Below are 24,427 nucleotides of genomic sequence, written 5' to 3'. Positions count from 1 at the left end.
CGGGACGGCACGGGCCCGCGCTCCGCCGGCAGCACTGACGGGGGGAGCAGGCGATGCGGTCATCGATCGGTCCGGTCTCCGGTCCAGAGTCGCACACGGACCGGCGGGGCGAGGCGACGCCACGGGGCCTGCGCGGACTCTGTTCGCCGAGCACGCTGACCGGCGGGCTGACCGAGCTGGCCTGGGTCGGTGCACACGTGCTCATGTACCCGCTGGGCACCCGGGTGGAGGCGCTGCGGCCCGACTCGCGGCGGCGCACCGGTGAGCAGCCGCCCGCCGTCCGGGCCCTGTTCGCCGGCGACCCGCTGGCCGCGCGCGTCCCCGTCCTGCTCGTCCACGGGCTGATCGACAACCGGTCGGTGTTCTCGGTGATGCGGCGCAACCTGCGCCGGCGCGGCTTCGCCCATGTGTGCTCCTGGAACTACAGCCCCTTCCTCGACGACATCACCCGGGCGGCGACCGACCTCGGCGAGCACATCGAGCGCATCTGCGAGCAGACCGGCCACGACCGGGTCCACGTCGTCGGGCACAGCATGGGTGGCCTGATCGCCCGCTACCACGTGCAGCGCCAGGGCGGCGACCGGCACGTGGACTCGCTGGTCACCCTCGGCACGCCGCACCAGGGGTCGGTCCTGGCCCACGTGGTGCCCACCCCGCTGGTCCGTCAGCTGCGCCCGGGGTCACCCGTGCTCCGCGAGCTGGACGAGCCGGTCGCGAGCTGCCGCACGCGGATCACCGCCGTGTACAGCGACCTCGACCAGATGGTGCTGCCCACCCACTCCGGTCGCTGCGACCACCCCGACCTGGGCGCCCGGAACGTGCTCTTCCGAGGCGTCGGGCACATGTCGCTGCCCATCCACCGCGGCGTCCTCGACGAGGTGGCCGCGACGCTCGCCGGCCTCCGTGCGCCGGCCGGGCCGACCCACCGCATCGCTGCCGTCGCCTGACGACGGCCCGCGGAGTGGACGAGTCGACTTCACGATTCGCATACATCGCGACACGCAGCGTTCGGTACTTGGACGCGTCCTAACGGATCGTTACGGTTCGGTCACGGCGCCGGTGGACACCGGTGGACGCCTCCCCCGGCGTCCTCGCCGTCGTCGCTCCCCCGACGAACGCTTCCAGGCGCTCGCCGGCCACGCACTCCGGAAGGTTCGCCGTGTCTCGCAGCAGTGCACAGGTGCTGGAGCGCCCGGCGACCGACGACGTCCCGAAGCAGTCGTCCGCCGTGATCCGCGCGCTGGCCGCCCGCCGGTCCGCCGTCCACGACTCCCGGGACGAGAAGGTGACCGCGACCGCCGAGCCCTCCCTGCTGGGGCGTCTCCTCGCCGGTCGCCGTCTCCCCCACCCACCCGGCCGCCGCGCCCCCCTCTGGTTCGCCGCGCTCGTGGCCGGCGCCGTGGTGGCCGGCGTGCCCGCCACCTTCGGCGACGCACCCGCCGTCTCGGCCACCGCCTCGGACTACGGCCTGGGCGAGAGCACCGAGGTCAGCTTCGCCGGCGGGCTCGAAGGCGCCGACGCCCGGCGCGGCATCTCCGAGGCCGAGGCCCAGGCCCGGCTCGACGAGCTCGCCGCCTCCCGCGCCGCCCGCCAGCCCAAGACCGTGCTCCCCGTCCACGGGACGCTCACCACCTGCTTCTGCATGCGGTGGGGCTCCATGCACTACGGCCTGGACCTGGCCGCCCCGCTGGGCACGCCGATCGTGGCCGCCACCGACGGCGTCGTCGTCAAGGCCGGCCGGGCCTCGGGCTACGGCAACGCCGTCTACATCCAGGACGCGGACGGCAACGTCCACATCTACGGCCACATGCGCTACTACAACGTGAAGGCCGGCGACATCGTCACCGCCGGCGACCAGATCGCCAAGGTCGGCAACGAGGGCCAGTCCACCGGTCCGCACCTGCACTACGAGATCCACCGCGGCGGCATGGACGGCCGGCCCACGGACCCCGCGAAGTACCTCGCCGAGCACGGCGTCGGTCTCTGAGGCCCTGTCGCGCCGAGCGGGCCCCGGAGGGGCCCGCGCAGGCGTGATGCAGCTGCTCGACCCAGCCGGGGAACGTCTCCTGGCCGCGGTGTCGTCCGGAGGACGACGGTGTCAGAGCTTGACCAGCGGCGCGTAGCGGAGCACGAGGCGCTTGGTGCCGCCGGAGCCGAAGTCGACCGTCGCCTGGGCCTTGTCGCCGACGCCGGTCACCTCCACCACGGTGCCGAGCCCGAACGCGTCGTGGCTGACCCGGTCGCCGACCTCCACCGAGATCACCTGCCGGTTGCCGACGCCACCCCGCAGCCCGCCGGTCGACAGACCGGTGGCCGCGACCCGCGTCTGCGCCGACCGGTAGCCGGTCGAGGGCGCGGGCGCCGGGTCCAGCCGCTCCCAGTGGATGGTCTCCGCCGGGATCTCGTCGAGGAACCGGGACGGCGGGTTGTAGGCCGGCTGCCCCCAGCTGGTGCGCACGGTGGCGCGGGAGATGAACAGCCGCTGGCGGGCGCGGGTGATGCCCACGTAGGCCAGCCGGCGCTCCTCCTCCAGCTCGCGCGGGTCACCGAGCGCGCGCAGGTGCGGGAAGACGCCGTCCTCCATGCCGGTGAGGAAGACCGTGGGGAACTCCAGGCCCTTGGCGGTGTGCAGCGTCATCATCGTGACCACGCCCGCTGTGTCCTCCCCGGGTCCCCCGGGACCCGGGATCTGGTCGGCGTCGGCGACCAGCGAGACCTGCTCGAGGAAGTCGGTGACCGTGCCCTCGGGGTTGGCGGCCTCGAACTCCGCGGCCACCGAGATGAGCTCGTTGAGGTTGTCGACGCGGCCCTCGTCCTGCGGGTCGGTGCTCGCCTGCAGCTCGGCGAGGTAACCGGTGCGGTCCAGGATGCTCTCCAGGAGCGCGGCCGGGCCGGAGCCGGTCTCGACCAGCTGCTCGAACTCCTCGAGCAGCGCGACGAACTCCTGGAGCGCCTTGAGCGAGCGCGTGGCGAGGTCCGGCACCTCCGCGCAGCGCCGCAGCGCCGACCCGAACGCGATGCGCTCCCGGTCGGCGAAGGACTCGATGCAGGACTCGGCCTTGTCGCCGATACCGCGCTTGGGCACGTTGATGATCCGGCGCAGGCTGACGACGTCGGCCGGGTTGGCCACCAGCTTCAGGTAGGCCAGCGCGTCGCGGACCTCCTTGCGCTCGTAGAACCGGACGCCGCCGACGACCTTGTAGGGCATGCCGACCCGGATGAAGACCTCTTCGAACACACGCGAGGCGTTGTTCGTGCGGTAGAAGACCGCGATGTCCGCAGGTCTGGCGTCACCGGCGTCGACCAGCTTGTCGATCTGCTCGGCGACCCAGGCGGCCTCGTCGTGCTCGTTGTCGGCGACGTAGCCCTCGATGAGGTCGCCGTCGCCGGAGTCGGTCCACAGGTTCTTCGGGCGGCGGCTGGTGTTCTTCGCGATCACCGTGTTCGCGGCCTTGAGGATCCGCTGGGTGGAGCGGTAGTTCTGCTCGAGCAGGATCGTCGTCGCCTGCGGGTAGTCCCGCTCGAACTCGTCGATGTTGCGGATCGTGGCGCCGCGGAAGGCGTAGATCGACTGGTCGGCGTCACCCACGACGCACAGCTCGGCGGGCGGGACGGGCCCACCCTCGGGCCCCACCAGCTCGCGGATCAGCACGTACTGGGCGTGGTTGGTGTCCTGGTACTCGTCGACGAGGACGTGCCGGAACCGGCGGCGGTAGTGCTCGGCGACGTCGGGGAACGCCTGCAGCAGGTGCGCGGTGTTCATGATCAGGTCGTCGAAGTCCATGGCGTGCGCCTCGCGCAGCCGCCGCTGGTAGAGCGTGTAGGCCTCCTTGAGCACCTTCTCCGGCGCCGTCTGGGGGCTGAACTCCTCCTCGTCGACCAGCTCGTTCTTCAGGTTCGACACCTGCGCGGCGAGGCTGCGCCCCGGGAAGCGCTTCGCGTCGAGGTCGAGGTCGCGCGCCACCATCGTCATGAGGCGCACCGAGTCACCCTGGTCGTAGATCGTGAACGACGACTTCAGGCCCAGCTTGGCCGCCTCTGCCCGCAGGATGCGCACGCACATCGAGTGGAAGGTCGACACCCACATCGACCGGGCGCGCGGCCCGACCAGCGAGGCGACCCGGTCCTTCATCTCGCCGGCGGCCTTGTTGGTGAACGTGATCGCGAGGATCTCCCCCGGCTGCACCCCGCGGGCGCTTAGCAGGTACGCGATCCGGTGGGTGAGCACGCGCGTCTTGCCCGACCCGGCACCGGCGACGATGAGCAGCGGGCCACCCTCGTGGACGACGGCGTCGCGCTGGGGGCCGTTCAGGCCGGCGAGCATCCGGTCCAGCTCCCGGCCGAGCGAGCCGGGGGCGGAACGCTGCAGTGCGGCGGTACCGGGCAGGGACTGCTGGATGCTGCTGCTCATGACGAAGCCACTGTAGGCCGGACGGGTGACGGTTCCGGAGGCCCTGTGGCAGACTCCGACCCGTGCTCGCCACCGTCAGGTTTTTCTACGGCCACCGGGATCCGGTGTCCGTCACCGCTGGCTGAGCACACGCCGCAACAGACGCCCCGGGCCCGAGAGCCCGGGGCGTTTCTCGTTCCAGGGGTCCCGGGCCTCCCACCTCGGAGGACTCCTCATGAGCACCGCGCCCGTCGCCGTCACCGGCTCCGCCACCGACCGCATCGCCGAGCTGCGCGACCGGATCGACGCCTGCGACGCCGAGATCATCGAGCTCGTCCGTCGCCGGCTGGCCGTCTCCCACGAGATCGGCGAGCTCCGCCGGTCCACCGGGGGCACCCGGCTCAACCTCGCCCGCGAGCAGCAGGTGCTCGCCCGCTTCCGCGAGGCGCTGGGTGCCGACGGGGCGGCACTGGGGATGCTGCTGCTCCGCCAGGGCCGCGGGGCGCTGTGAGCTAGGGGCCGCTGCGCCAGACCTGGGAGTCCTCGTCGCCCATCGCGGCGACCTCGAACACCCGCCCCGGACAGGCCTCGTCGACCTCGTCGGCGAGGTCCATGCCCAGGTCGAGTGCGGCGTCGAGGGTCACGGCCGTGCACTCGGTCGCCACGTGCAGCACCGCCCGGTCCGGCTCCCGCCACACCCGGAGCTCCGGGTCGTCGGGGCGTACGGCGGCACGGATGCGGTCGACGGCGTCGTCGTCCAGCGGAGCGGAGGAGCGCAGCGCGAGCGAGAGGGTGAACGAGGGCACGAGAGGAGTCTGCGGCAGTGCCGCGGGCCCGCCGTCCCCACCCCCGTGTCACGTCCCGGGCCGCTGCGTCGTCTCCATGCGCATCCGCACCGCAGAGAGGAACCGACGATGACCCGCATCCCGCTCGACCCGCCCCGCACGCTGACCGTCCGGCTGACCGAGTGGTACTCCCGCCGCCGCTTCGGGGCGGTCCTGGACCCCGGCGCCGCCCTCGCGCACAACGGCCAGGTGCTGCGCACGTACCTGCGCCACGAACTGTCCCTGGCCCGGTGGGACCGCCTGGACCCCACGCTCAAGGCGCTGGCCGTCATGAGCTCCGCGGCCACCATCGGCTGCTCGTGGTGCATGGACTTCGGCTACTGGGAGTCCGCGGAGCGTGGGGTGGACCCGGCCAAGCTGCGCGACGTCCCCCGCTGGCGCGACAGCGACGTCTACTCCGACCTCGAGCGGCAGGTCATGGCCTACGCCGAGGCGATGACGGCGACGCCCCTGCAGGTGACCGACGAGATGGTCGCCCGTCTCCGGCTGCACCTGGACGACGCGGAGCTGGTCGAGCTGACGATGATGATCTCCGTGGAGAACTCGCGGTCGCGTTTCAACAGCGCCCTGGGCCTGACCAGCCAGGGGTTCCGGGACCGCTGCGAGATCCCGGCGTGAGCGAGGGCCCCGACCCGTTCGACCGACACCGCGGGCTGCTGTTCTCGGTGGCCTACCAGATGCTGGGCAGCGTGGCCGATGCCGAGGACGTCGTCCAGGACACCTGGCTGCGCTGGTCGGCCGCCGATCGTCGGGACGTCGCCGAACCCCGCGCCTACCTCGTGCAGATCACCTCGCGGCTCGCGCTGGACCGGCTGGGCTCGGCCCGGGCGCGGCGGGAGACCTACGTGGGCCCGTGGCTGCCGGAGCCGATCCTCACCGGTGCCGGCACCGTCGCCGCCGCCCCCGGCCCGGCCGACCCCTCCGAGGCGGCGGAGACCGGCGAGCGGGTGTCGCTGGCGATGCTGGTCGTGCTGGAGACCCTCTCCCCCGCCGAGCGTGCGGTCTTCGTGCTGCGCGAGGTCTTCGGCATGTCCGTGGCGGAGGTGGCGGCCGCGCTCGGCCGCACGGAGCCCGCCGTCCGGCAGATGGCCCACCGGGCGCGGGAGCACGTGCAGGCCCGACGTCCCCGGTTCGACACCGACCAGCGCACACAGCAGGAGGTCACCGAGCGCTTCGTCGCCGCGTGCGCGGGCGGGGACCTCGAAGCCCTCCTGGCCGCCCTCTCCCCCGACGTCGTCCTGGTCAGCGACGGCGGGGGCAAGGCGAAGGCGGCGCTGCGGCCGATCACCGGCGCCGACAAGGTCGCCCGGTTCGCGCTCGGTGTGGCCGCGCAGGGGATGGCCCTGCCCGGTCTGCGCATCGAGGTGGCCGAGGTCAACGGCGACCCGGGCATCGTGGCATGGACCGACGGGGAGCCGATGCTGGCCATGTCGCTCGTCGTCGTCGGCGGCCGGGTCGAGCAGATCCTGCTGGTCCGCAACCCCGACAAACTGGCGGGCATAGGCTCGCGCGGGTGACCGGACCCCTCCCGCAGCACCCCGCCGAGCACGTCGAGCGCGTCCTGTGCGTGCTGGCCCACCCCGACGACGTCGACTTCGGCAGCGCGGGCACCGTCGCGACCTGGACGGCGGCCGGCACCGAGGTGACCTACCTGATCGTCACCGACGGCGACGCGGGCGGCTTCGACGACACCCCCCGCGAGCAGATGGGCCCGCTGCGGCAGGCCGAGCAGCGGGCCGCCGCGGCGGAGGTCGGGGTCACCGACGTCCGCTTCCTCGGCTACCCCGACGGCCGGCTGGAGCTGACGCTGGACCTGCGCCGTGACATCAGCCGGGTCATCCGGCAGGTGCGCCCGCAGCGGGTGCTGACCAGCTCGCCGGAGCGCTTCTGGGAGCGGATCGGCGCCAGCCACCCCGACCACATGACCGTGGGCGAGTCGACGCTGCGCGCGGTCTACCCCGACGCGCGCAACCCGTTCGCCTTCCCCGAGCTGCTGGCCGACGAGGGCCTGGAGGCCTGGACGGTCTCGGAGGTGTGGCTGGGCGCCAGCCCGCGCGCCGACCACGCCGTCGACGTCACCGACGTCGTCGATCAGAAGATGGCGGCGCTGCGCCGGCACGTCACGCAGGTGAGCCACATGGCCGACCTCGACGAGTTCGTGCGCGCCTGGATGGGGCAGACCGCGCAGCGGTTCGGCCTGCCCGGCGGCCGGTACGCGGAGGCCTTCCACGTGGTGCACACCGGGTGATCTGCTGCGCGGCATGGACGACGACCGCTGGGAGGACCTGGTCGAGCGGTTCGCCGACGCGGACGTCACGCGCGGCCACATGTTCGGCTCGCAGGGGCTGCGCACGGGGCGGCGCTTCTTCGCGATCCGGTGGCACGGGCAGCTGGTGCTGAAGCTGCCGCCGCCCCGGCTGACCGCGCTGGTCGAGGCGGGCGAGGGCGCCCGGTTCGAGCCGATGGAGGGGCGGCCGATGAACGGCTGGGTGGTGCTCACCGGCTCCGGGGACCCGGTGCCGCTGGTCGAGGAGGCCCGGGCGTTCGTCGCCGGCTGATCAGAGCAGCCGGTTGGTGGCCGCCCACCGGGTGAGCTCGTTGCGGTTGGACAGCTGCAGCTTGCGGAGCACGTTCGAGGCGTGCGACTCCACCGTCTTGACCGAGATGAACAGCCGCGAGCCGATCTCCCGGTAGGTGTAGCCGCGGGCCAGCAGCTGCATCACCTCCCGCTCGCGGGCGCTGAGCAGGTCCAGGCCCGGGTCGACCGACTCCTCGGCGGGCACGGGCGTGCCGGCACCGGCGGAGAACGCGTCGAGCACGAACCCGGCCAGGCGCGGGCTGAAGACGACGTCGCCCTCGGCCACCCGGTGCACGGCGTCGAGCAGATCCGGGCCGGAGATCGTCTTGGTCACGTAGCCGCGGGCGCCGGCGCGGATGACGGCGATGACGTCCTCGGCCGCGTCGGAGACCGACAGCGCCAGCCAGCGGACGTCGGGCAGCTCGCCGCGCAGCGTCTCCAGCACGGTCCGGCCGTCGCCGCCGGGCAGGTGCACGTCGAGCAGCACGACGTCGGGCCGCGTGGCGCGGATGCCCTCGACCGCGGACGGGACGTCGGCGGCCTCCCCGACGACGTCGACGGCGTCGCCCAGCTCGGCGCGCACCCCCGCCCGCACCATCGCGTGGTCGTCGACCAGGAACACCCGCGGGCTCATGAGGAACTCCTCGGCAGGGTCAGCTCCACCTCGGTGCCCTCGCCCGCCGCCGAGCGCACCGTGGCCGTGCCACCGAACCGGGTCAGCCGGCCGTGCACGGAGTCCCGCAGCCCCCGGCGGTCGTCGGGCACCGTCTCGGGGTCGAAGCCCTTCCCCCGGTCACGGACGAAGACCGACACCTGCTGGGCCGTGACCTCGGTGTAGAGGTCGGCGGAGTCGGCGCCGGAGTGCTTGGCCGCGTTGACCAGTGCTTCGCGGGTGGCCGCGCCGAGGGCGGCCAGGGCGTCGTCGACCGGTGCGTCGCCGACGACCACCGGATCGACGGTGAACGCGTGGTCGCCCTCGACCTCCGCGACCATCCCCGCCACGAGCCCCGCCCAGGTACCGCCCTCGCGCACGGCGGCCGGGTCGTAGAGCCACGCCCGCAGCTCGCGCTCCTGGCTGCGGGCCAGCCGGCTCACCGCCTGCGGCTCGTCGGCATTGCGCTGGATGAGCGCGAGCGTCTGCAGCACCGAGTCGTGCAGGTGCGCCGCGACCGCGGCCCGCTCCTCCGACCGGATGCGCGCCGCGCGCTCCTCGGCGCGTGAGTCGAGCAGCCGCCGCCACAGCGGGGCGGTCGCCAGCACGATCCCGGTGAGGATCACCAGGGTCGCGGCGAAGCCGTTGCGCGCATTGGCCAGCTGGCCGGTGGTGGCCAGCAGGATGAACAGGCCGCCACCGGCGAGCGCGACCCCTCCGGCGAGCGCCCAGCGGGCGCCGCGCACGGCGAGGGTGCGGTCGGTGTCCAGCTGACGCCAGATGACGGCGAGGCCGGCGCCGACGAGCAGCAGTGGCAGGACGACGTCGCTGCTGGTCCACTTCGTGAGCTCGCCGAGCAACGAGACGGCGACCAGTCCGAGGACCGCCGTGGCGATCCACTGCGCGGGCCCCGCCGGGCGCCATGCGGCGGCAGCGGGAGAGGGGTCCTCCCCCGGGGCTGCCACCGGCATGGTCAGCCACAGCAGGCCGTAGACGACGACGCCGATCCCGGTGACCGACAGCAGCGCGAAGGCGACGCGCACCACGACGGGGTCCTGCCGCAGGTGCGCCGCCACGCCGGCGGCCACGCCCGAGACGACCCGGCCGGAGCGGGGTCGCGCCAGCGGCGGGCGTGGCGGCGCGGCGAGGGACGTGGTCACGGTGTCGATCGTCGCACCGGGACGACGCCGTCCGACACCGGTGATCACCCCGGAAGAGGAACCAGGGTCCGGTCCGGGGGTTCCCTGATGGTCAGGGGGCGCCGGCGTCGGCACGCTTGCTGCCATGACCTCCGCAGCCCCTCCTCCCCCACCGCCCACGGTGGAGCCGCCGGCCTGGCAGCCCCCGCCGCCGCCCGGGGTCCCCGGCCGTCCGCAGCTGCGTCGCAGCCGCACCGACAAGGTGCTCGGTGGTGTCAACGGCGGCCTGGCCGAGTACACCGGCATCGACGCCCTGCTCTGGCGGGTCGGCTTCGTCGCCCTGACCCTCGCCGCCGGATCCGGCATCCTCGTCTACCTGCTGCTGTGGGTGCTCCTGCCCGCCGGTCCGGACGGGCCCGCGAGCGGCGCGCCGGCAGGCGCCCCTCGCCGTCCGGCCGAGCCGCGCTCCCCCGTCCCGGGCATCACGGTCGCTGCCCTGCTCATCGTGCTCGGCGCCGTCGCGCTGACCGCCCGCTACACCGACTGGTCCCCGGACGCCCGCACGGTCCTGGCGTCGGCACTGCTGCTGGTGGGCGGCGGGCTCGTCGCCGCGGCGTTCACCGGTGGCCGCCGGGCGCGCGGCGGGCTGATCGCGCTGGGCGCGGCCCTGTCCGTCGCGGTGGTGGTCGCCGTCGCCGAACCGTGGCCGCCCCACGGGGACTTCGGCGACCGCACCTTCCACCCGGCCTCGGTGGCCGACGTCAGGTCCGAGTACCGGGGCGGGGTCGGTGACCTCACCGTCGACCTGTCCGACGTGCCGCTCGACCGCCTGCGCGATGCGCTGCAGGTCACGGTCCAGCACGGCATGGGCAACGTGGAGGTGGTCGTGCCGCGCTCCGCGGACGTGCGGGTCGAGGTCATGAACGGCCTGGGCGACATCGACGTCTTCGGCGAGAGCGACGCCGGGCCGCGGCTGTACCCCGGCACCGGCCGCGAGTCCTGGTCCGACGACGGGGACCCCGAGTTCGAGATCGACATCCACACGGGTGTCGGCGAGGTGGAGGTGTCCCGTGGCTGACTACAGCGAGTTCCCGACCACGCCCACCGGCTGGCAGGAGCGCCAGTGGCAGGAGGTGCAGTCCCTCGCCACCGAGGACCGGCCCGAGCCCCCTCCGCAGCGCGGCGTGGACCTGGTCGCCCTGGTGCCCGGTCTGCTGTTCGTCCTGCTCGCCGTCGCGGCGCTGGCCGGCGTGGACCTGGCCTTCCTCACCGGCGGCGGCCTGATCTGGATCCTGGTGATCGGAGCCGGCCTGGCGCTCCTGGTCCAAGAGCTGCGGAGGGCTCGCCACCGCAGCTGATCCTGACGCGGAGGCCGGACGGGGCCCGGGGAGCGATCGCTCCCCGGGCCCCGTCGCCGTCCGGAACTCTCCGGTGCCGCCGCACGTCTGCGGTGCATGACGCGGATCGCGCTGCTCCTCGTGGCGGTGCTCGCCGTCGCCGGTTGCGGAGGTGGCGTGACGGGCCAGGCGCCGCTGCGCCCCGAGCCGGGCCCGGGACCGGGCGACGTCCGCGGCGAGTGGGTGGTCACCGAGCTGCGCCGGGACGGCGAGGTCGTGCCGATCCCCGACGGCGTCGACGGATCGCTCACCCTGGACGACCGGCTGAGCGGAACCGCCTTCTGCAACGGCTTCGGAGCGCAGGACTACCGGATCGAGGGTGACCGGCTGGTGGTCGAGGACCTGGCCTCCACGCTCATCGGCTGCACGCCCGAGGTCGCCATGGCCGAGGGGACCTACCTGGCCGCTCTCAACGCCGACGACGTCCGGCTGGCACGCGAGGCCGAGCGGCTGGTGATCCGTGGCGGGGAGGTCGAGGTCCGCCTGGTCCCGCGCCCGCCGGTGGTCGACGTCGACCTGACGGGTCGCTGGCAGCTCAACGCGCTGGTCGACGGATCGATGTCGTCGTCGCCGCGGCAGACCGCGGAGCTCGACCTCCGGGCGGACGGCACCCTCGAGGGGACGACGGGGTGTCGGCCGGTGCACGGCACCTGGCAGGTGGTCGACGAGCGCCTGGTGACCGCCGACGTCATCGCTGACGGCGAGTGCGCACCGGAGGCCGCCGAGCAGGACGCCCAGGTGCTCGAGGTGCTCCGGCAGGGCGGCGCCGTGCGGATCGCCCGCGACCACCTGAGCCTGACCGCCCCCGGCGGGGCGGGGTTGCAGTTCACGACCGGCTGAACGCAGCCGTGCCCCCGGCTACTCGGGAGCGACCTGCTCGACGCCGACGGACGAGGCGGTGAACCGCACTCCGGAGAGCACCGGGTGAGGCTGCGCGCCGATGAGGAAGGCGAGACTGGCGTCCGGTCCCGGACTCTCCGGTGCCTCGCCGGCCGCGACCTCGGTGACCGCACCGTCGTCGTCGACACGGACCGCCCAGCCACCGGCGGACGCCGCCCACGCCACCGCTCCGGCCCGGAGCAGCGCTCCCTCGTCGACGACATCGACCGTGTACGTCAGCGTCACCCGGTAGCTGGTCACCGGCCGATGGTGACAGTCACTCCCACTCGATGGTGCCCGGGGGCTTGCTCGTCACGTCGAGGACGACGCGGTTGACCTCTTCGACCTCGTTGGTGATGCGGGTGGAGATCCTCGCCAGCACGTCGTAGGGCAGCCGGGTCCAGTCCGCGGTCATCGCGTCCTCGCTGGACACCGGCCGCAGCACCACCGGGTGGCCGTAGGTGCGGCCGTCGCCCTGCACCCCGACCGAGCGGACGTCGGCGAGCAGCACCACCGGGCACTGCCAGATCTCGGTGTCCAGCTTGGCCGCGGTGAGCTCCTCGCGGGCGATCGCGTCGGCCTTGCGCAGCACGTCCAGCCGCTCGCGGGTCACCTCGCCGACGATCCGGATGCCCAGGCCCGGCCCCGGGAAGGGCTGGCGCTGCACCAGGGTGTCGGGCAGGCCGAGCTGGCGGCCTACCTCGCGCACCTCGTCCTTGAACAGCGTGCGCAGCGGCTCCACGAGCGTGAACTGCAGGTCCTCGGGCAGGCCGCCGACGTTGTGGTGGCTCTTGATGTTCGCCGTCCCGGTGCCGCCACCGGACTCGACGACGTCGGGGTACAGCGTCCCCTGCACCAGGAAGTCGACGGTCTCGCCGTGCGCCTGGGCGTCGGCGACGACGTCGAGGGCCGCCTGCTCGAACACCCGGATGAACTCGCGGCCGATGATCTTCCGCTTCTGCTCCGGGTCGCTGACCCCGTCGAGCGCGGCGAGGAACTGCTCGCTCGCGTCGACGACCCGCAGGTCCGCGCCGGTCACGGCGACGAAGTCCCGCTCGATCTGCTCGGTCTCGCCCTCGCGCATCAGCCCGTGGTCGACGTAGACGCAGGTCAGCTTGTCCCCGATGGCCTGCTGCACCAGCGCGGCCGCCACGGCGGAGTCCACGCCGCCGGAGAGGCCGCAGATCGCCCGGCGGTCGCCGATCTGCTCGCGGATGAGTGCCACCTGCTCGTCGACGACGTTGCTCATCGTCCAGGTGGGCTCCAGGCCCGCGATGTCGAACAGGAAGTGCTCGAGCACGGTCTGCCCGTGCGCGGTGTGCTTGACCTCGGGGTGGAACTGGACGCCGGCCAGCCGCCGGTCGACGTCCTCGAACGCGGCGACCGGGGCGCCGGTGGAGGTGGCGGTGACGGTGAAGCCGGGGGGCGCCTCGCTGACGGCGTCGCCGTGGCTCATCCACACGTTCTGCTCGATCGGCAGCGACCCGAACAGTCGCGCGTCGGTGGTGACGGTCAGCGGGGTGCCGCCGTACTCGCGGTCGCCGGTGCGGGCCACGGTGCCGCCGAGCGAGGCCGCCATGGCCTGGAAGCCGTAGCAGATGCCGAAGGCCGGCACGCCCGCCTCGAACAGCGTCGGGTCGACCTTCGGCGCCTCGGGCGCGTAGACGCTCGACGGCCCGCCGGAGAGCACGATCGCCGCGGGCTTGCGGGCGAGGATCTCCTCGACCGGCACCTCCGAGGAGACGATCTCGGAGTAGACCCCGGCCTCGCGGATGCGGCGGGCGATGAGCTGGGCGTACTGCGCGCCGAAGTCGACGACCAGGACGGTCGGGAAGTCCATCAGCGGATCCCGTCCCCGATCGCTCCACCGATGACCAGGTCGACGCGCTGGAACTCCTTGAGGTCCCGGTAGCCGGTCTTGGCCATCGTCCGGGGCAGGGCGCCGAACAGGTTGGTACGGCCGTCGGCGGTCTCCGCGGCACCGTTCAGCACGTCGGCCAGCGACCCGGCGGGCTCGACCGGGGCCGAGGTGGCCCCGCGCGGCAGCCGCGGGTGCGCCGCGACCGAGTCCCACCACACGCCACCCGCCGGCGCCTCGGCGGCGATGCGCAACGGCTCGCCCAGCTGGACGGCGTCGGCACCGCAGGCGAGGGCCCGCGCGATCGCGCCGCTGGTCTCGATGCGGCCGTTGGCGATGACGTGCACGTACCGCCCGCCGGTCTCGTCGAGGTAGTCACGGCGGGCCGCGGCGGCGTCGGCGATCGCGCTGGCCAGCGGCACGCGGATACCCATGACGTCGTCGGTGGTCGAGTAGCTGTCGGCCCCGACTCCGACGATGACGCCGGCCGCGCCGGTGCGCATGAGGTGCAGGGCGGTCTGGTAGTTCGCCGCGCCGCCCACGATCACCGGGACGTCGAGGTCGGCGATGAACTCCTTGAGGTTCAGGGCCTCGCCGGAGCTGGTCACGTGCTCGGCGGAGACGATCGTCCCCTGGATCACCAGGAGGTCCACCCCCGCGGCCAGCGCCGCCGGCGCCAGCTGCTGGGTGTGCTGCGGCGAGACGCGCACGGCGGTGGTGACGCCGGCGTCGCTCATCTCCTTGATCCGCGCGGTGATCAGGTCGGTCTTGACCGGCTCGGCGTAGACCTTCTGCAGTAGCGACACCGGCGGGGCGCCGGCGGCGGCCGCCTGGGCGATCTCGCGGTACACCGGCACCGGGTCGTCGTAGCGGGTCCAGAGGCCCTCGGCGTTCAGCACACCGAGACCACCGGCCTCGCCCACCGCGATCGCCGTCGCCGGGCTCATCACCGCGTCGCTGGGACTGGTCACCAGCGGGATCCCGAACCGGAACGCGTCGATCTGCCAGGCGGTCGAGACGTCGTCGACGTCGCGGGTCCGGCGGGACGGGACGATGGAGACCTCGTCCAGGTCGTAGCCACGGCGGGCGAAGCGGTTCAGCCCGATCTCGACGGTGTCACGCACGCTCATGCTCAGCGCCCTCGGTAGTTCGGTGCCTCGACGGTCATCTGGATGTCATGGGGGTGGCTCTCCACGAGCCCGGCCGAGGTGATGCGGGTCAGCTGACCGCGCTCCTTGAGGTCGGTGATCGTGGCGGCGCCCGCATAGCCCATGGAGGCCCGGAGCCCGCCGACGAGCTGGTGCGCGACACCGGAGAGCGCGCCCCGGTAGGGCACCTGGCCCTCGATGCCCTCGGGGACGAGCTTGTCGTCGGAGAGGACGTCGTCGGCGAAGTAGCGGTCCCGGCTGAACGACTGGTTGCCGCGCTTCTGCATGGCGCCCAGCGAGCCCATGCCGCGGTAGGTCTTGTACTGCTTGCCGTTCATGAAGACCAGCTCGCCCGGCGCCTCCTCGACGCCCGCGAACAGGCCACCGATCATCACGGTGTCGGCGCCGGCGACCAGGGCCTTGGCGATGTCACCGGAGTACTGCAGGCCGCCGTCGGCGATGACCGGGACGCCGGCCGGGCCGGCCGCGAGCCACGCCTCGTAGATGGCGCTGATCTGCGGGACGCCGACACCGGCGACCACGCGCGTGGTGCAGATGGAGCCCGGCCCGACGCCGACCTTCACCGCGTCCACCCCGGCGTCGACGAGCGCCTGCGCACCGGCGCGGGTCGCGACGTTGCCGCCGACGACCTCGACGCCGTTGTCGCCGCCGAACTCCTTCTTCACCCGGGCGACCATGTCCAGCACCGCGCGCTGGTGGCCGTGCGCGGTGTCGACGACGAGCACGTCGACCCCGGCGTCCACGAGGAGGCCGGCGCGCTTGAACGCGTCCTCTCCGACCCCGAGCGCGGCACCGACGACGAGACGGCCGTCGGCGTCCTTGGTGGAGAGCGGGAACTGGTCGCGCTTGACGAAGTCCTTGACCGTGATCAGGCCCCGCAACCGCCCGGCGTCGTCGACCAGCGGCAGCTTCTCGATCTTGTGCTGCGAGAGCAGGCCCAGCGCCGTGTCGGGGTCCACGCCCACCGGCGCGGTCACCAGGGGCATCGGCGTCATCACGTCGCGCACGAGCCGGTTCTGATCGGTCTCGAACCGCATGTCGCGGTTGGTGACGATGCCGAGCAGCACGCCGTCGGCGTCCACCACGGGGGCACCGGAGATCCGGTAGCGGGCCGACAGGGCGTCGACCTCGGCCAGCGTGCTGTCCGGCGAGCAGGTGACCGGGTTGGTGACCATGCCGGCCTCCGAGCGCTTGACCAGGTCGACCTGGCCGGCCTGCTCCTCGGCCGAGAGGTTGCGGTGCAGCACCCCCATGCCGCCGACCCGCGCCATGGCGATCGCCATGCGGGCCTCGGTGACGGTGTCCATGGCGCTGGAGAGGAGCGGCACGGCCAGCGTGATCCGGCGGGTCACCCGGCTGCTGGTGTCGACCTCGGCGGGGACGACGTCGGACGCGCCGGGCACGAGCAGGACGTCGTCGTAGGTCAGGCCGAGGCGGGCGAACTTCGCCGGCAGCTCCATGGCGTGGTCGTCGGGCTGCATGTGCGCGGCCACCCTTCGGGGCAGATCGGGGACGGTTCCCGGCCGGCGGCCCCGGACGTCCAGGGGTGGCAGACCTGTACTGATCGTAGGCGGGGGGCAGAAGGGGGCGGCCCTCCGCCCGTGCGGCGGCTACCGTGTGACCGTGTCTCCGTTCGACGACTCCTTCGGGCCGGACTTCGGTTCCGACCACCCGGCTCCCCCACCGCTGACGATGGAGGAGCGCGCGGGGGTGCTCGACGACCTCGCCGAGCTCGAGGTGTTCCGCACGCTGCTGGAGCCCACGGGCATCAAGGGCATCGTCGTGGACTGCCCCGACTGCGAGGAGGAGCACCACGTCGACTGGGCGCTGATGCAGGCCAACCTGCGTCAGCTGCTCGAGGAGGGCCAGACCGGCCGCCACGAGCCGCCCTTCGAGCCGAACCCCGACGACTACGTCAGCTGGGACTACGCCAGCGGCTACGCCGACGGTGTGGCCGCCCTGGCCGAGCGCGACGAGCCCAGCGGCCACCGCACCGGCCGGCACGCCCGGGAGGAGTAGGGCCCGGAAAGCACTGATCGCGCCGAGTGGGCCCCGGAGGGGTCCGCACAGGCGCGATGCAGCGGCTCAACGGTCAGGCTCCTGGCCGCGGTGCGATCCGGAGGATCGCAGTGTCACTGTCAGGCCATGATGCCGCGGCGGAAGCCGAGAGCGACCGCCTCGGCGCGGTCCTTGGCGCCGAGCTTGCGGAACAACCGTCGGGCGTGGGTCTTGATGGTGTCCTCGGACAGGTAGAGCTCACGACCGATCTGGGCGTTGCTCTTGCCCTGGCTCATGCCGGTGAGCACCTGCATCTCGCGCATCGACAGCGCGGGCGACGGGGTGGCCTCGCGGACCGTGGACCGGACCGTGGTCGGCGCGGAACCGGCCAGCGGCGCGGCCCCGCTCCAGGCCATCGCCGGCTGCGGGGCGCTCGGCATCGGGATGCGACCGTCGGCCCGCAGGCCGACCCGGGAGAGCCCCAGGCCCATCTCGATCGGGGTGGCGTCCCAGCGGAGGTAGCCGCGGGCACCGAAGGCGACGGCGGCGCGGACGCTCTCGGCGTCGTCCGGGGCACCGAGCACCAGCACCGGCAGGCCGGCGTGGGCGCGCAGGGCCTGGGTCGCGGCCGACAGGCCGGTGTCGACGGCCCGCTGGGTGCCGACGACGAGGACGTCGGGGCTGCGGGTGACCAGACGCGACATCAGGGACTGTCCGTCGCCGACGACCTCGACGCGGCCGACGAAGGGCAGGGCGACCAACCGCGAGGCGACGTCGTCACGCACCCGACGTCGCTCGTCGTAGACCCACACGGTGGCGCCGTGCACGGGCGCTCGCATCCTGTCCTCGATCACGCGCTGCTCCTCGCTCTCCCGGGCTGCGCCGGGGTCCCCCGACCGACCGGGAGGCCCGGCCGGCTGTCGCTCGGGTGGGGGGCTCCCACCCGGGGAGCCCTCCACCTCTGCGCGGTTCGCGCACCGGAGCCGGGTATCTCCCCCACCCGGTCGTCGGCGCGACCTGCAGCCACCTTGATCGACTCCGGGGGCCTCCGACAGACGCCCTCACCCCGGGGGGTGAGCGCCCCCGAACGGCGGTGACGCAGAGCACGTCGTCAAAAAGTTGCGAATTCGCGGGGTTTGACCACCGGATGACGAGGGCACCGGCCCCTTGCAGCCGGACGCCCCCTCCGGCTCGACCGAGTCCTGGAGGAGACATGGCCGACATCCGCAGACTCCCGACGCCCGTCGCCGAGGTCTGGGACTGGCAGCTCCACGGCGCATGCCGTGGCGAGAACACGTCCCTCTTCTTCCACCCGGACGGCGAGCGCGGCCCGGCGCGGGCGCGGCGGCAGACCGCGGCCAAGGCCGTCTGCGCGCGGTGCCCGGTCGTCGAGGCCTGCCTCAAGCATGCCCTCGCGGTCCGCGAGCCCTACGGGGTCTGGGGCGGGATGAGCGAGGAGGAGCGGGCCCGGCTCATCGCCGCCGAGCCGGCCGCCGTCGCCGCCGGGGTGTAACTCCCCCACGAACGCCGAGAGGGCCCGGTCCAGGATTCCTGGACCGGGCCCTCCGTCGTGAGGTGCTGGAACGGCCTCCCTCAAGGACCCGCCGCGAGCGTGCGAGTGGCGGGGGGAGGGAGGTCCTCCATCAGTGCGAGTGGCCGTGCCCGCCGTGCGAGTGGCCGTGGGTGTGGTGGCCACCGCCGGCGTGGTCGTGCTCCTCCTCGGGAGCCTCGACGACGGCGGAGTCGGTGGTCAGCACCATCGCCGCGATGGAGACGGCGTTGCCGAGCGCGGCCTTCGTGACCTTGACCGGGTCGATGACGCCCTGGGCGGCCAGGTCGCCGTACTCGCCGGTGGCGGCGTTGAAGCCCTGCCCCTTGCCGGCCTCGCGCACCTTGGCGACGACGACGCGACCCTCGAAGCCCGCGTTCTCGGCGATCTGCACCATCGGGGCGTCCAGCGCCGCGCGCACCGCACGGGCGCCGGTCAGCTCGTCACCCTCGAGCGAGAGGCCGTCGATCGCGGCGGCGGCGTGCACCAGCGCGGAACCGCCACCGGGGATCACGCCCTCCTCGACCGCCGCGCGGGTGGCTGCGATGGCGTCCTCGATGCGGTGCTTGCGCTCCTTGAGCTCGACCTCGGTGGCCGCGCCGACACGGATGACGCCGATGCCGCCGGCCAGCTTCGCGAGGCGCTCCTGGAGCTTCTCGCGGTCCCAGTCGGAGTCGGTGGCCTCGATCTCGCGGCGGATCTGCGCCACGCGGTCGCCGATGCCCTCGGAGGTGCCGCCGCCGTCGACGATGGTGGTGGCGTCCTTCGTGACGGTGACCCGGCGGGCGGTGCCGAGCACCTCGAGGCCGACCTGGTCCAGCTTGAGGCCGACGTCCTCGGTGACGACCTGGCCACCGGTGACGACGGCGAGGTCGGTCATGAACGCCTTGCGGCGGTCGCCGAAGTACGGGGACTTCACCGCGACGACCTTGATGGTCTTGCGGATCGAGTTCACGACCAGCGTGGAGAGCGCCTCGCCCTCGACGTCCTCGGCGACGATCAGCAGCGGGCGACCGCCGGTCGAGAGCACCTTCTCCAGCAGCGGGAGCAGCTCGGCCAGCGCGCTCACCTTGCCGCTGACCAGCAGGATCAGGGCGTCGTCCAGGACGGCCTCCATGGCCTCCTGGTCGGTGACGAAGTACGGGGAGAGGTAGCCCTTGTCGAACTGGACGCCCTCGGTGACGTCGAGCTCGGTGTGCAGGGTGTTGCTCTCCTCGACGGTGATGACGCCGTCCTTGCCGACGCGCTCCATCGCCTCGCCGATCAGGTCGCCGACCTCGGCGTCCTGGGCGGAGATGGTGGCGACGCCCGCGATGGCCTCGCGCTTCTCCACCGGGGTGGCGGCGGCGTCGAGGGCGGCGTGCACCGCGTCGACGGCCGCGCGCATGCCGCGGCCGAGGCCGAGCGGGCTGGCGCCGGCCGCGACGTTGCGCATGCCCTCGTGGACCAGGGCCTGGGCGAGCACGGTGGCGGTGGTGGTGCCGTCGCCGGCGACGTCGTTGGTCTTGGTGGCGACGCTCTTGGCGAGCTGGGCGCCGAGGTTCTCGTAGGGGTCGTCGAGCTCGACCTCACGGGCGATGGTGACGCCGTCGTTGGTGATGGTCGGGGCGCCGAACTTCTTGTCGAGGACGACGTTGCGGCCGCGCGGGCCGATCGTCACCTTGACGGCGTCGGCGAGCTTGTCGACGCCGCGCTCGAGGGCCCGGCGGGCGTCCTCGTTGAACTTGATGATCTTGGCCATGGGCTTGTCCGATCAGATCAGGGCAGGGCGAAAGACGACCGCCCCGGGACCCGGTACTCGGGTCGCCGGGGCGGTCGGAGAACTACGTGGTGGAGCTAGTGACCTGCGGTCACTTCTCCACGACGGCGAGCAGGTCGCGGGCGGAGAGCACGAGGTACTCCTCGCCGGCGTACTTGACCTCGGTGCCGCCGTACTTCGAGTAGATGACCACGTCACCGACGTTCACGTCGAGCGGGACGCGGTTGCCGTTGTCGTCGATGCGGCCGGGGCCGACGGCGACGACGGTGCCCTCCTGGGGCTTCTCCTTGGCGGTGTCCGGGATGACCAGACCGGAGGCGGTGGTGGTCTCGGCCTCGTTGGCCTGGACCACGACGCGGTCCTCCAGCGGCTTGATGCTGACCTTGGTAGCGGTCGTCACGTCGGTGACGCCCCCTTCGGTGTCGGACGGCTGGTGGATGTACTGCTGTGGTGCTGATGCTGTGGCACGGGATCGGAGCATCCGCCGTCGCGGGGGTCGGGTGCTCGCCCGTGTCGCTCTGGCACTCTACCTACGAGAGTGCCAGCCGCTCAACCTGGTCCCCGGGGTGGGTGACCACGGGGCGGACCGACCCGTGCGCGAGGCTGTGCAGATGGATGTCGAACCCGCCGAGCAGACCGCCGAGACGGTTCGCCAGCTGCGGGCGCTGGCCACGCCGGACGGCGCGGTCGCCCTGTCGCGGGCCTCGGCGCTCCTCGAGAACCGGGTCGACGCCGTCGCCGCGCTGTCCCGGCTGCGGGCCGAGGTGGGCACCGAGCTGGCCGGGCCGGCGTGGGGCATCGCCCGGCAGCGGCAGAAGGCCCGGGCCACCTTCGGGTCCGACGCCGACCGGCTCCTCTTCACCTCCGACGCCCTCGAGCAGGCCGGCCGCCCGGAGCTCGCCGCCCGTCGCGCGGCCCGGCTCCTGGCCGGAGGCGCGGACTCCGTCGCCGACCTCGGCTGCGCGGCCGGCACCGACACGATCGCCCTGGCCCGCGCGGGCGCGCGCGTGCTGGCCGTGGACATCGATCCCGTGGCGCGCGAGCTCACCGCCCTGAACGTCGAGGCCATGGGCGTCGCGGACGACGTCTGGGTCGTCGCGGGCGACGCCGTCGAGCTGGTGGCCGCGGCGCGTGGCGGCGAGGTGGCCGGCTGCGGCGCCGCCGTCCTCGACCCGGCGCGGCGGGCCGGGGGGAAGCGGCAGCTGGACCCCGACCGCTGGTCCCCCCCGTGGTCGACCGTGACCGCACTGCTGGAGAAGGTGCCGACCTCGCTGGTCAAGGTGGCCCCCGGCCTCGACCACGACCGCGTGCGGCCCGGGGTCGAGGCGGAGTGGGTGTCGGTCGGCGGGTCGATCGTCGAGGCGCTGCTGTGGGGGCCGGCGGTGGCGGCGACCTGGCGACGGGCGACGGTGGTGCGCGACGGCGTCGCCCACGAGCTGACCGCCGACGCCGACCCCGGGTTCGCCGACGCCGGACCGGTGCGGGGCTGGCTGCACGAGCCCGACCCGGCGGTGATCCGCTCGGGGCTGGTGTCGTTGGTGGCCGCCGACCTGGGCGCCGCGCTGGTCGACCCGACGATCGCCTACCTGACCTCGGACGCGCCCGCCGACAGCCCGTTCGTCAGCTCCTACCGAATCGACGAGGTCCTGCCGTTCAACCTCAAGAAGCTCAAGGCGCTGCTGCGGACGCGCGGGGTGGGCAGGGTGGTGGTGAAGAAGCGCGGCTCGGCCATCGATCCGGAGACCCTCGCCCGCCAGCTGCGCACCGACGCCCGCGGGACGGCGACCGTCGTCGTCACCCGCGTGGCCGGCGCACCCACCGCGCTGGTCTGCGACCTCACGTAGGGCAGGTCGAGCCGCGCCGCCGGACGTGGAGCCGGGTCACGGCGCGGCCCCACGGACGCCCACGAGGGTCGACCCTCGTGGGCGTCAGCGGCTGACCGTCTCGATCGGCAGGGAGCTGTCCGCTCCGAGGTCGGGGGCCGACGGGGCGACGCCGGCAGCGACCAGCCGGGAGCCGAGCGCGGCGACCATCGCGCCGTTGTCGGTGCAGAGCTTCGGGCTGGGCACCCGCAGCACGATCCCCGCCGCGGCGCACCGCTCCTCGGCCAGCGCGCGCAGCCGCGAGTTGGCCGCCACTCCCCCGCCGAGCACCAGGTGGTCCACGCCGTGGTCCTTGCAGGCGCGCACCGCCTTCGCGGTGAGCACGTCGGCCACTGCCTCCTGGAACGACGCCGCGACGTCGGCCACCGGCACCGGCTCCCCCGCCCTCTCGCGGGCCTCGACCCACCGGGCGACGGCGGTCTTCAGCCCGGAGAACGAGAAGTCGTAGATCGGGTCCCGCGGGCCGGTGAGGCCGCGCGGGAAGGCGATGGACGTCGGGTCGCCCTCGCGGGCCGCGCGGTCGATCGGTGGGCCGCCCGGGAACGGCAGGCCGAGCACGCGCGCGACCTTGTCGAAGGCCTCGCCCGCCGCGTCGTCGATCGTGCGCCCGAGCGACTGCACCTCCTGCGCGAGATCCGGCACCAGCAGCAGCGAGCTGTGCCCGCCGGAGACCAGCATCGCGATCGACGGCTCGGCCAGCGGACCGTGCTGCAGCTCGTCGACGGCGACGTGCGCGGCCAGGTGGTTGACCCCGTACAGGGGCTTGTCCAGCGCGAGCGCGTAGGCCTTGGCCGCGGCGACGCCGACCAGCAGCGCGCCGGTCAGCCCCGGTCCGCTGGTGACCGCCACGGCGTCGACGTCGGAGGCCTGCACGCCGGCCTCGGCCAGCGCGCGGTGCACCGTCGGCACCATCGCCTCCAGGTGCGCCCGGGAGGCGATCTCGGGCACGACCCCGCCGAACCGCTCGTGCTCCGCCATCGAGGTGGCCAGCGCGTCGGCGAGCAGGGTGTGCCCGCGGACGATGCCCACGCCGGTCTCGTCGCACGAGGTCTCGAACCCAATGACGATCGGTTCCTGCTTCACGCCCTCACCCGCTCCATCACCACAGCGTCGGTCCCGCTCGGTTGGTAGTACCTCGGTCGCCGGCCGATCTCGGCGAACCCGCGCCGCCGGTAGAGCCCCTGTGCCAGCTCGTTGTCCGCCCGCACCTCCAGCAGCACCGCCGGGCTGCGGCGCCGGTCGGCCTCGGCGAGCAGCGCGTCGAGCAGCTTCGCCCCGATCCCCTCGCCCTGCCGGGAGCCGGTGACGCCGATCGTCGCCACGTGCGCCTCGTCGGAGTAGGCGATCAGACCGGCGTACCCGATGACCTCGTCACCGTCCTCGGCGACCAGGTAGTGGCGGGTGTCGGTCTGCGCCAGCTCCTCGCGGTACATCGCCGCCGTCCACGTGTCCGGGGCGAACAGCTCCTCCTCCAGCACCATCACCGCGGGGATGTCGGCCAGCCGCATCGGCCGCAGCCGGGTCATCGCGTCACAGCCTTGATCGACGTCGGCGGAACCGCATCGGGCCGGCGGAGGTACAGCGGCACCAGGGGTGCGGCCGTGGACGGATCGGCCAGCTGCGGCGTCGCGGCGCGCAGCAGGCCCTCGGTGGTCACGTCCGCGCGCACGACCTCCGCGCCCAGTCGCTCGGCGAAGGCCGGGTCGCCCACGAAAGGGCCGGGCAGGCCCAGCTCCTCCGGGCGGACGACGGCGGGGCCATCGGTCCGGGAGCCGTCGGCCGCGTAGGTGGCCCAGTAGACCTCCTTGCGGCGGGCGTCGGTGACGACGGTGCGCGCGCCCGAGCCGACCGCGTCCAGCGAGCAGACACCCACCACCGGCAGCCCGCGGGCGTCGGCGATCGCGGCGGCGGTGACCACGCCCACCCGCAGGCCGGTGAACGGACCCGGGCCCAGTCCGGTGACCACGGCCTCGACGTCGTTCATCGACAACCCGGCGTCGGCGAGCGCCCCCTGGACGGCCGGCGTCAACAGCTCCGCGTGCTTGGTCCCCGACGGGACGGCCCGCTCGGCGAGCACCTCGATGCCGCCGTCGGGTGCCCACCGCGCGATCCCCGCGACGAGGGTCGGGGTGGCGGTGTCGAGAGCGAGGACGAGCACGGGAGGCCAGGGTAGTGCGCGGGCGCTGTCACCCGGCGAACACCCAGCCGGCTTCCGCGCCCCGGTCCGCTCCTCGCTCGTCCCTCGCTGCGATGCTCCCGAGGCTGTCACCCGGCTGAGAACACCGCCGGCTTCCGCGCCCCGGTCCGCTCCTCGCTCGTCCCTCGCTGCGA

The 24,427-nt window shown here is 73.6% G+C and carries 27 protein-coding genes; 13 read left to right on the top strand and 14 right to left on the bottom strand.

Annotated features, from left to right (window positions below):
- The first annotated feature begins 53 nt into the window (after window positions 1-53).
- Both DQ237_RS17765 and DQ237_RS17760 read left to right on the top strand, forming a co-directional pair.
- A complete protein-coding gene (locus DQ237_RS17765; protein ID WP_113801479.1) occupies window positions 54-947 on the top strand; it encodes a triacylglycerol lipase in 894 nt (297 codons plus the stop codon).
- Between the two features lie 212 nt (window positions 948-1,159).
- Window positions 1,160-1,987, top strand: coding sequence for a M23 family metallopeptidase (locus DQ237_RS17760; RefSeq protein ID WP_113801478.1), 828 nt, complete (start codon window positions 1,160-1,162; stop codon window positions 1,985-1,987).
- A gap of 111 nt (window positions 1,988-2,098) precedes the next feature.
- On the opposite strand, the gene pcrA is transcribed toward DQ237_RS17760, so the two are convergent.
- Window positions 2,099-4,411: a DNA helicase PcrA gene (gene pcrA / locus DQ237_RS17755; protein WP_113801477.1), complete on the bottom strand. Its 2,313-nt coding sequence runs from the start codon at window positions 4,409-4,411 to the stop codon at window positions 2,099-2,101.
- A gap of 214 nt (window positions 4,412-4,625) precedes the next feature.
- Here pcrA and DQ237_RS17750 point away from each other — a divergent pair, with 214 nt between their 5' ends.
- Window positions 4,626-4,901, top strand: coding sequence for a chorismate mutase (locus tag DQ237_RS17750; RefSeq protein WP_113801476.1), 276 nt, complete (start codon window positions 4,626-4,628; stop codon window positions 4,899-4,901).
- Between the two features lies 1 nt (window position 4,902).
- Here DQ237_RS17750 and DQ237_RS17745 read toward each other — a convergent pair whose 3' ends face one another.
- Window positions 4,903-5,196 carry a hypothetical protein gene (locus DQ237_RS17745; RefSeq protein WP_113801475.1) on the bottom strand — a complete coding sequence of 98 codons (294 nt, stop codon included), beginning with the start codon at window positions 5,194-5,196 and terminating at the stop codon, window positions 4,903-4,905.
- Window positions 5,197-5,304: 108 nt separating this feature from the next.
- On the opposite strand from DQ237_RS17745, the gene DQ237_RS17740 reads away from it, so the two are divergent.
- Genes DQ237_RS17740 through DQ237_RS17725 form a run of 4 tightly spaced genes read left to right on the top strand, consistent with a single transcriptional unit; the run spans window position 5,305 to window position 7,793 of the window.
- Complete coding sequence (locus DQ237_RS17740; protein WP_113801474.1) at window positions 5,305-5,853, top strand: carboxymuconolactone decarboxylase family protein; 549 nt, start codon at window positions 5,305-5,307, stop codon at window positions 5,851-5,853.
- Window positions 5,850-6,752 (top strand): RNA polymerase sigma-70 factor, encoded by a 903-nt coding sequence (locus DQ237_RS17735; RefSeq protein WP_113801473.1) that lies wholly within the window; start codon window positions 5,850-5,852, stop codon window positions 6,750-6,752. Before DQ237_RS17740 ends, DQ237_RS17735 begins: the two co-directional genes overlap by 4 nt.
- A complete protein-coding gene (locus DQ237_RS17730; RefSeq protein ID WP_113801472.1) occupies window positions 6,749-7,483 on the top strand; it encodes a PIG-L deacetylase family protein in 735 nt (244 codons plus the stop codon). Before DQ237_RS17735 ends, DQ237_RS17730 begins: the two co-directional genes overlap by 4 nt.
- A gap of 13 nt (window positions 7,484-7,496) precedes the next feature.
- Complete coding sequence (locus tag DQ237_RS17725; protein ID WP_113801471.1) at window positions 7,497-7,793, top strand: hypothetical protein; 297 nt, start codon at window positions 7,497-7,499, stop codon at window positions 7,791-7,793.
- Here the strand turns inward: DQ237_RS17725 and DQ237_RS17720 are convergent, their stop codons facing one another.
- Together DQ237_RS17720 and DQ237_RS17715 are read right to left on the bottom strand one after the other, a co-directional pair.
- Window positions 7,794-8,447 carry a response regulator transcription factor gene (locus DQ237_RS17720; RefSeq protein WP_113801470.1) on the bottom strand — a complete coding sequence of 218 codons (654 nt, stop codon included), beginning with the start codon at window positions 8,445-8,447 and terminating at the stop codon, window positions 7,794-7,796.
- Window positions 8,444-9,625 (bottom strand): ATP-binding protein, encoded by a 1,182-nt coding sequence (locus DQ237_RS17715; RefSeq protein WP_113801530.1) that lies wholly within the window; start codon window positions 9,623-9,625, stop codon window positions 8,444-8,446. The genes DQ237_RS17720 and DQ237_RS17715 overlap by 4 nt, the downstream gene beginning before the upstream one ends.
- Before the next feature lie 124 nt (window positions 9,626-9,749).
- On the opposite strand from DQ237_RS17715, the gene DQ237_RS17710 reads away from it, so the two are divergent.
- The 3 genes from DQ237_RS17710 to DQ237_RS17700 all read left to right on the top strand — a co-directional run bounded on the left by DQ237_RS17710 (window position 9,750) and on the right by DQ237_RS17700 (window position 11,841).
- The gene (locus DQ237_RS17710; RefSeq protein ID WP_113801469.1) at window positions 9,750-10,682 is read left to right on the top strand and encodes a PspC domain-containing protein; all 933 of its coding nucleotides are present in this window, start codon (window positions 9,750-9,752) and stop codon (window positions 10,680-10,682) included.
- Entirely contained in the window at window positions 10,675-10,962 is a 288-nt protein-coding gene (locus DQ237_RS17705; protein WP_113801468.1) for a hypothetical protein, read from the top strand. Before DQ237_RS17710 ends, DQ237_RS17705 begins: the two co-directional genes overlap by 8 nt.
- A 96-nt stretch (window positions 10,963-11,058) precedes the next feature.
- Complete coding sequence (locus tag DQ237_RS17700; protein WP_113801467.1) at window positions 11,059-11,841, top strand: META domain-containing protein; 783 nt, start codon at window positions 11,059-11,061, stop codon at window positions 11,839-11,841.
- Window positions 11,842-11,859: 18 nt separating this feature from the next.
- Here the strand turns inward: DQ237_RS17700 and DQ237_RS17695 are convergent, their stop codons facing one another.
- The 4 genes from DQ237_RS17695 to guaB are packed head-to-tail and all read right to left on the bottom strand — an operon-like array spanning window position 11,860 to window position 16,388.
- Complete coding sequence (locus DQ237_RS17695; RefSeq protein ID WP_113801466.1) at window positions 11,860-12,141, bottom strand: hypothetical protein; 282 nt, start codon at window positions 12,139-12,141, stop codon at window positions 11,860-11,862.
- A gap of 16 nt (window positions 12,142-12,157) precedes the next feature.
- A complete protein-coding gene (guaA, locus tag DQ237_RS17690) occupies window positions 12,158-13,720 on the bottom strand; it encodes a glutamine-hydrolyzing GMP synthase (protein ID WP_113801465.1) in 1,563 nt (520 codons plus the stop codon).
- Window positions 13,720-14,868: a GuaB3 family IMP dehydrogenase-related protein gene (locus DQ237_RS17685; protein ID WP_205730273.1), complete on the bottom strand. Its 1,149-nt coding sequence runs from the start codon at window positions 14,866-14,868 to the stop codon at window positions 13,720-13,722. The genes guaA and DQ237_RS17685 overlap by 1 nt, the downstream gene beginning before the upstream one ends.
- A gap of 2 nt (window positions 14,869-14,870) precedes the next feature.
- Window positions 14,871-16,388, bottom strand: coding sequence for an IMP dehydrogenase (guaB, locus tag DQ237_RS17680; protein WP_113801528.1), 1,518 nt, complete (start codon window positions 16,386-16,388; stop codon window positions 14,871-14,873).
- Window positions 16,389-16,530: 142 nt separating this feature from the next.
- Here guaB and DQ237_RS17675 point away from each other — a divergent pair, with 142 nt between their 5' ends.
- Complete coding sequence (locus DQ237_RS17675; protein ID WP_113801527.1) at window positions 16,531-16,926, top strand: DUF5319 family protein; 396 nt, start codon at window positions 16,531-16,533, stop codon at window positions 16,924-16,926.
- Between the two features lie 119 nt (window positions 16,927-17,045).
- Here the strand turns inward: DQ237_RS17675 and DQ237_RS17670 are convergent, their stop codons facing one another.
- Window positions 17,046-17,744, bottom strand: a complete 699-nt coding sequence (locus DQ237_RS17670) for a response regulator transcription factor (RefSeq protein ID WP_166509673.1) — start codon at window positions 17,742-17,744, stop codon at window positions 17,046-17,048.
- 374 nt (window positions 17,745-18,118) lie between these two features.
- Here DQ237_RS17670 and DQ237_RS17665 point away from each other — a divergent pair, with 374 nt between their 5' ends.
- Window positions 18,119-18,418: a WhiB family transcriptional regulator gene (locus DQ237_RS17665; RefSeq protein WP_104527703.1), complete on the top strand. Its 300-nt coding sequence runs from the start codon at window positions 18,119-18,121 to the stop codon at window positions 18,416-18,418.
- Window positions 18,419-18,548: 130 nt separating this feature from the next.
- On the opposite strand, the gene groL is transcribed toward DQ237_RS17665, so the two are convergent.
- Complete coding sequence (gene groL / locus DQ237_RS17660) at window positions 18,549-20,195, bottom strand: chaperonin GroEL (RefSeq protein ID WP_113801463.1); 1,647 nt, start codon at window positions 20,193-20,195, stop codon at window positions 18,549-18,551.
- A 109-nt stretch (window positions 20,196-20,304) separates the two neighbouring features.
- On the bottom strand, window positions 20,305-20,613 hold the full coding sequence (groES, locus tag DQ237_RS17655) for a co-chaperone GroES (RefSeq protein ID WP_014377938.1): 309 nt from the start codon (window positions 20,611-20,613) through the stop codon (window positions 20,305-20,307).
- Window positions 20,614-20,824: 211 nt separating this feature from the next.
- On the opposite strand from groES, the gene DQ237_RS17650 reads away from it, so the two are divergent.
- Window positions 20,825-22,057, top strand: a complete 1,233-nt coding sequence (locus DQ237_RS17650; RefSeq protein WP_113801526.1) for a class I SAM-dependent methyltransferase — start codon at window positions 20,825-20,827, stop codon at window positions 22,055-22,057.
- Window positions 22,058-22,141: 84 nt separating this feature from the next.
- On the opposite strand, the gene tsaD is transcribed toward DQ237_RS17650, so the two are convergent.
- The 3 genes from tsaD to tsaB are packed head-to-tail and all read right to left on the bottom strand — an operon-like array spanning window position 22,142 to window position 24,254.
- Complete coding sequence (tsaD, locus tag DQ237_RS17645) at window positions 22,142-23,179, bottom strand: tRNA (adenosine(37)-N6)-threonylcarbamoyltransferase complex transferase subunit TsaD (protein ID WP_113801462.1); 1,038 nt, start codon at window positions 23,177-23,179, stop codon at window positions 22,142-22,144.
- Complete coding sequence (gene rimI / locus DQ237_RS17640; RefSeq protein WP_166509669.1) at window positions 23,176-23,622, bottom strand: ribosomal protein S18-alanine N-acetyltransferase; 447 nt, start codon at window positions 23,620-23,622, stop codon at window positions 23,176-23,178. The genes tsaD and rimI overlap by 4 nt, the downstream gene beginning before the upstream one ends.
- The gene (gene tsaB, locus DQ237_RS17635; RefSeq protein WP_113801461.1) at window positions 23,619-24,254 is read right to left on the bottom strand and encodes a tRNA (adenosine(37)-N6)-threonylcarbamoyltransferase complex dimerization subunit type 1 TsaB; all 636 of its coding nucleotides are present in this window, start codon (window positions 24,252-24,254) and stop codon (window positions 23,619-23,621) included. Before tsaB ends, rimI begins: the two co-directional genes overlap by 4 nt.
- Window positions 24,255-24,427: the final 173 nt, after the last annotated feature.

The organism is Blastococcus sp. TF02-8 (assembly GCF_003319175.1).
GTDB lineage: Bacteria > Actinomycetota > Actinomycetes > Mycobacteriales > Geodermatophilaceae > Blastococcus.
This window is presented reverse-complemented; position numbering and strand designations above follow the sequence as displayed.

Bases quoted from the DNA above. Each gene is read 5' to 3' on its own strand.
- DQ237_RS17765 (WP_113801479.1), top strand. From the start codon at position 54: ATGCGGTCATCGATCGGTCCGGTCTCCGGTCCAGAGTCGCACACGGAC.
- pcrA (WP_113801477.1), bottom strand. From the start codon at position 4,411: ATGAGCAGCAGCATCCAGCAGTCCCTGCCCGGTACCGCCGCACTGCAG.
- DQ237_RS17750 (WP_113801476.1), top strand. From the start codon at position 4,626: ATGAGCACCGCGCCCGTCGCCGTCACCGGCTCCGCCACCGACCGCATC.
- DQ237_RS17740 (WP_113801474.1), top strand. From the start codon at position 5,305: ATGACCCGCATCCCGCTCGACCCGCCCCGCACGCTGACCGTCCGGCTG.
- DQ237_RS17725 (WP_113801471.1), top strand. From the start codon at position 7,497: ATGGACGACGACCGCTGGGAGGACCTGGTCGAGCGGTTCGCCGACGCG.
- DQ237_RS17720 (WP_113801470.1), bottom strand. From the start codon at position 8,447: ATGAGCCCGCGGGTGTTCCTGGTCGACGACCACGCGATGGTGCGGGCG.
- DQ237_RS17710 (WP_113801469.1), top strand. From the start codon at position 9,750: ATGACCTCCGCAGCCCCTCCTCCCCCACCGCCCACGGTGGAGCCGCCG.
- DQ237_RS17700 (WP_113801467.1), top strand. From the start codon at position 11,059: ATGACGCGGATCGCGCTGCTCCTCGTGGCGGTGCTCGCCGTCGCCGGT.
- guaA (WP_113801465.1), bottom strand. From the start codon at position 13,720: ATGGACTTCCCGACCGTCCTGGTCGTCGACTTCGGCGCGCAGTACGCC.
- DQ237_RS17685 (WP_205730273.1), bottom strand. From the start codon at position 14,868: ATGAGCGTGCGTGACACCGTCGAGATCGGGCTGAACCGCTTCGCCCGC.
- guaB (WP_113801528.1), bottom strand. From the start codon at position 16,388: ATGCAGCCCGACGACCACGCCATGGAGCTGCCGGCGAAGTTCGCCCGC.
- DQ237_RS17670 (WP_166509673.1), bottom strand. From the start codon at position 17,744: ATGCGAGCGCCCGTGCACGGCGCCACCGTGTGGGTCTACGACGAGCGA.
- DQ237_RS17665 (WP_104527703.1), top strand. From the start codon at position 18,119: ATGGCCGACATCCGCAGACTCCCGACGCCCGTCGCCGAGGTCTGGGAC.
- groL (WP_113801463.1), bottom strand. From the start codon at position 20,195: ATGGCCAAGATCATCAAGTTCAACGAGGACGCCCGCCGGGCCCTCGAG.
- DQ237_RS17650 (WP_113801526.1), top strand. From the start codon at position 20,825: ATGGATGTCGAACCCGCCGAGCAGACCGCCGAGACGGTTCGCCAGCTG.
- rimI (WP_166509669.1), bottom strand. From the start codon at position 23,622: ATGACCCGGCTGCGGCCGATGCGGCTGGCCGACATCCCCGCGGTGATG.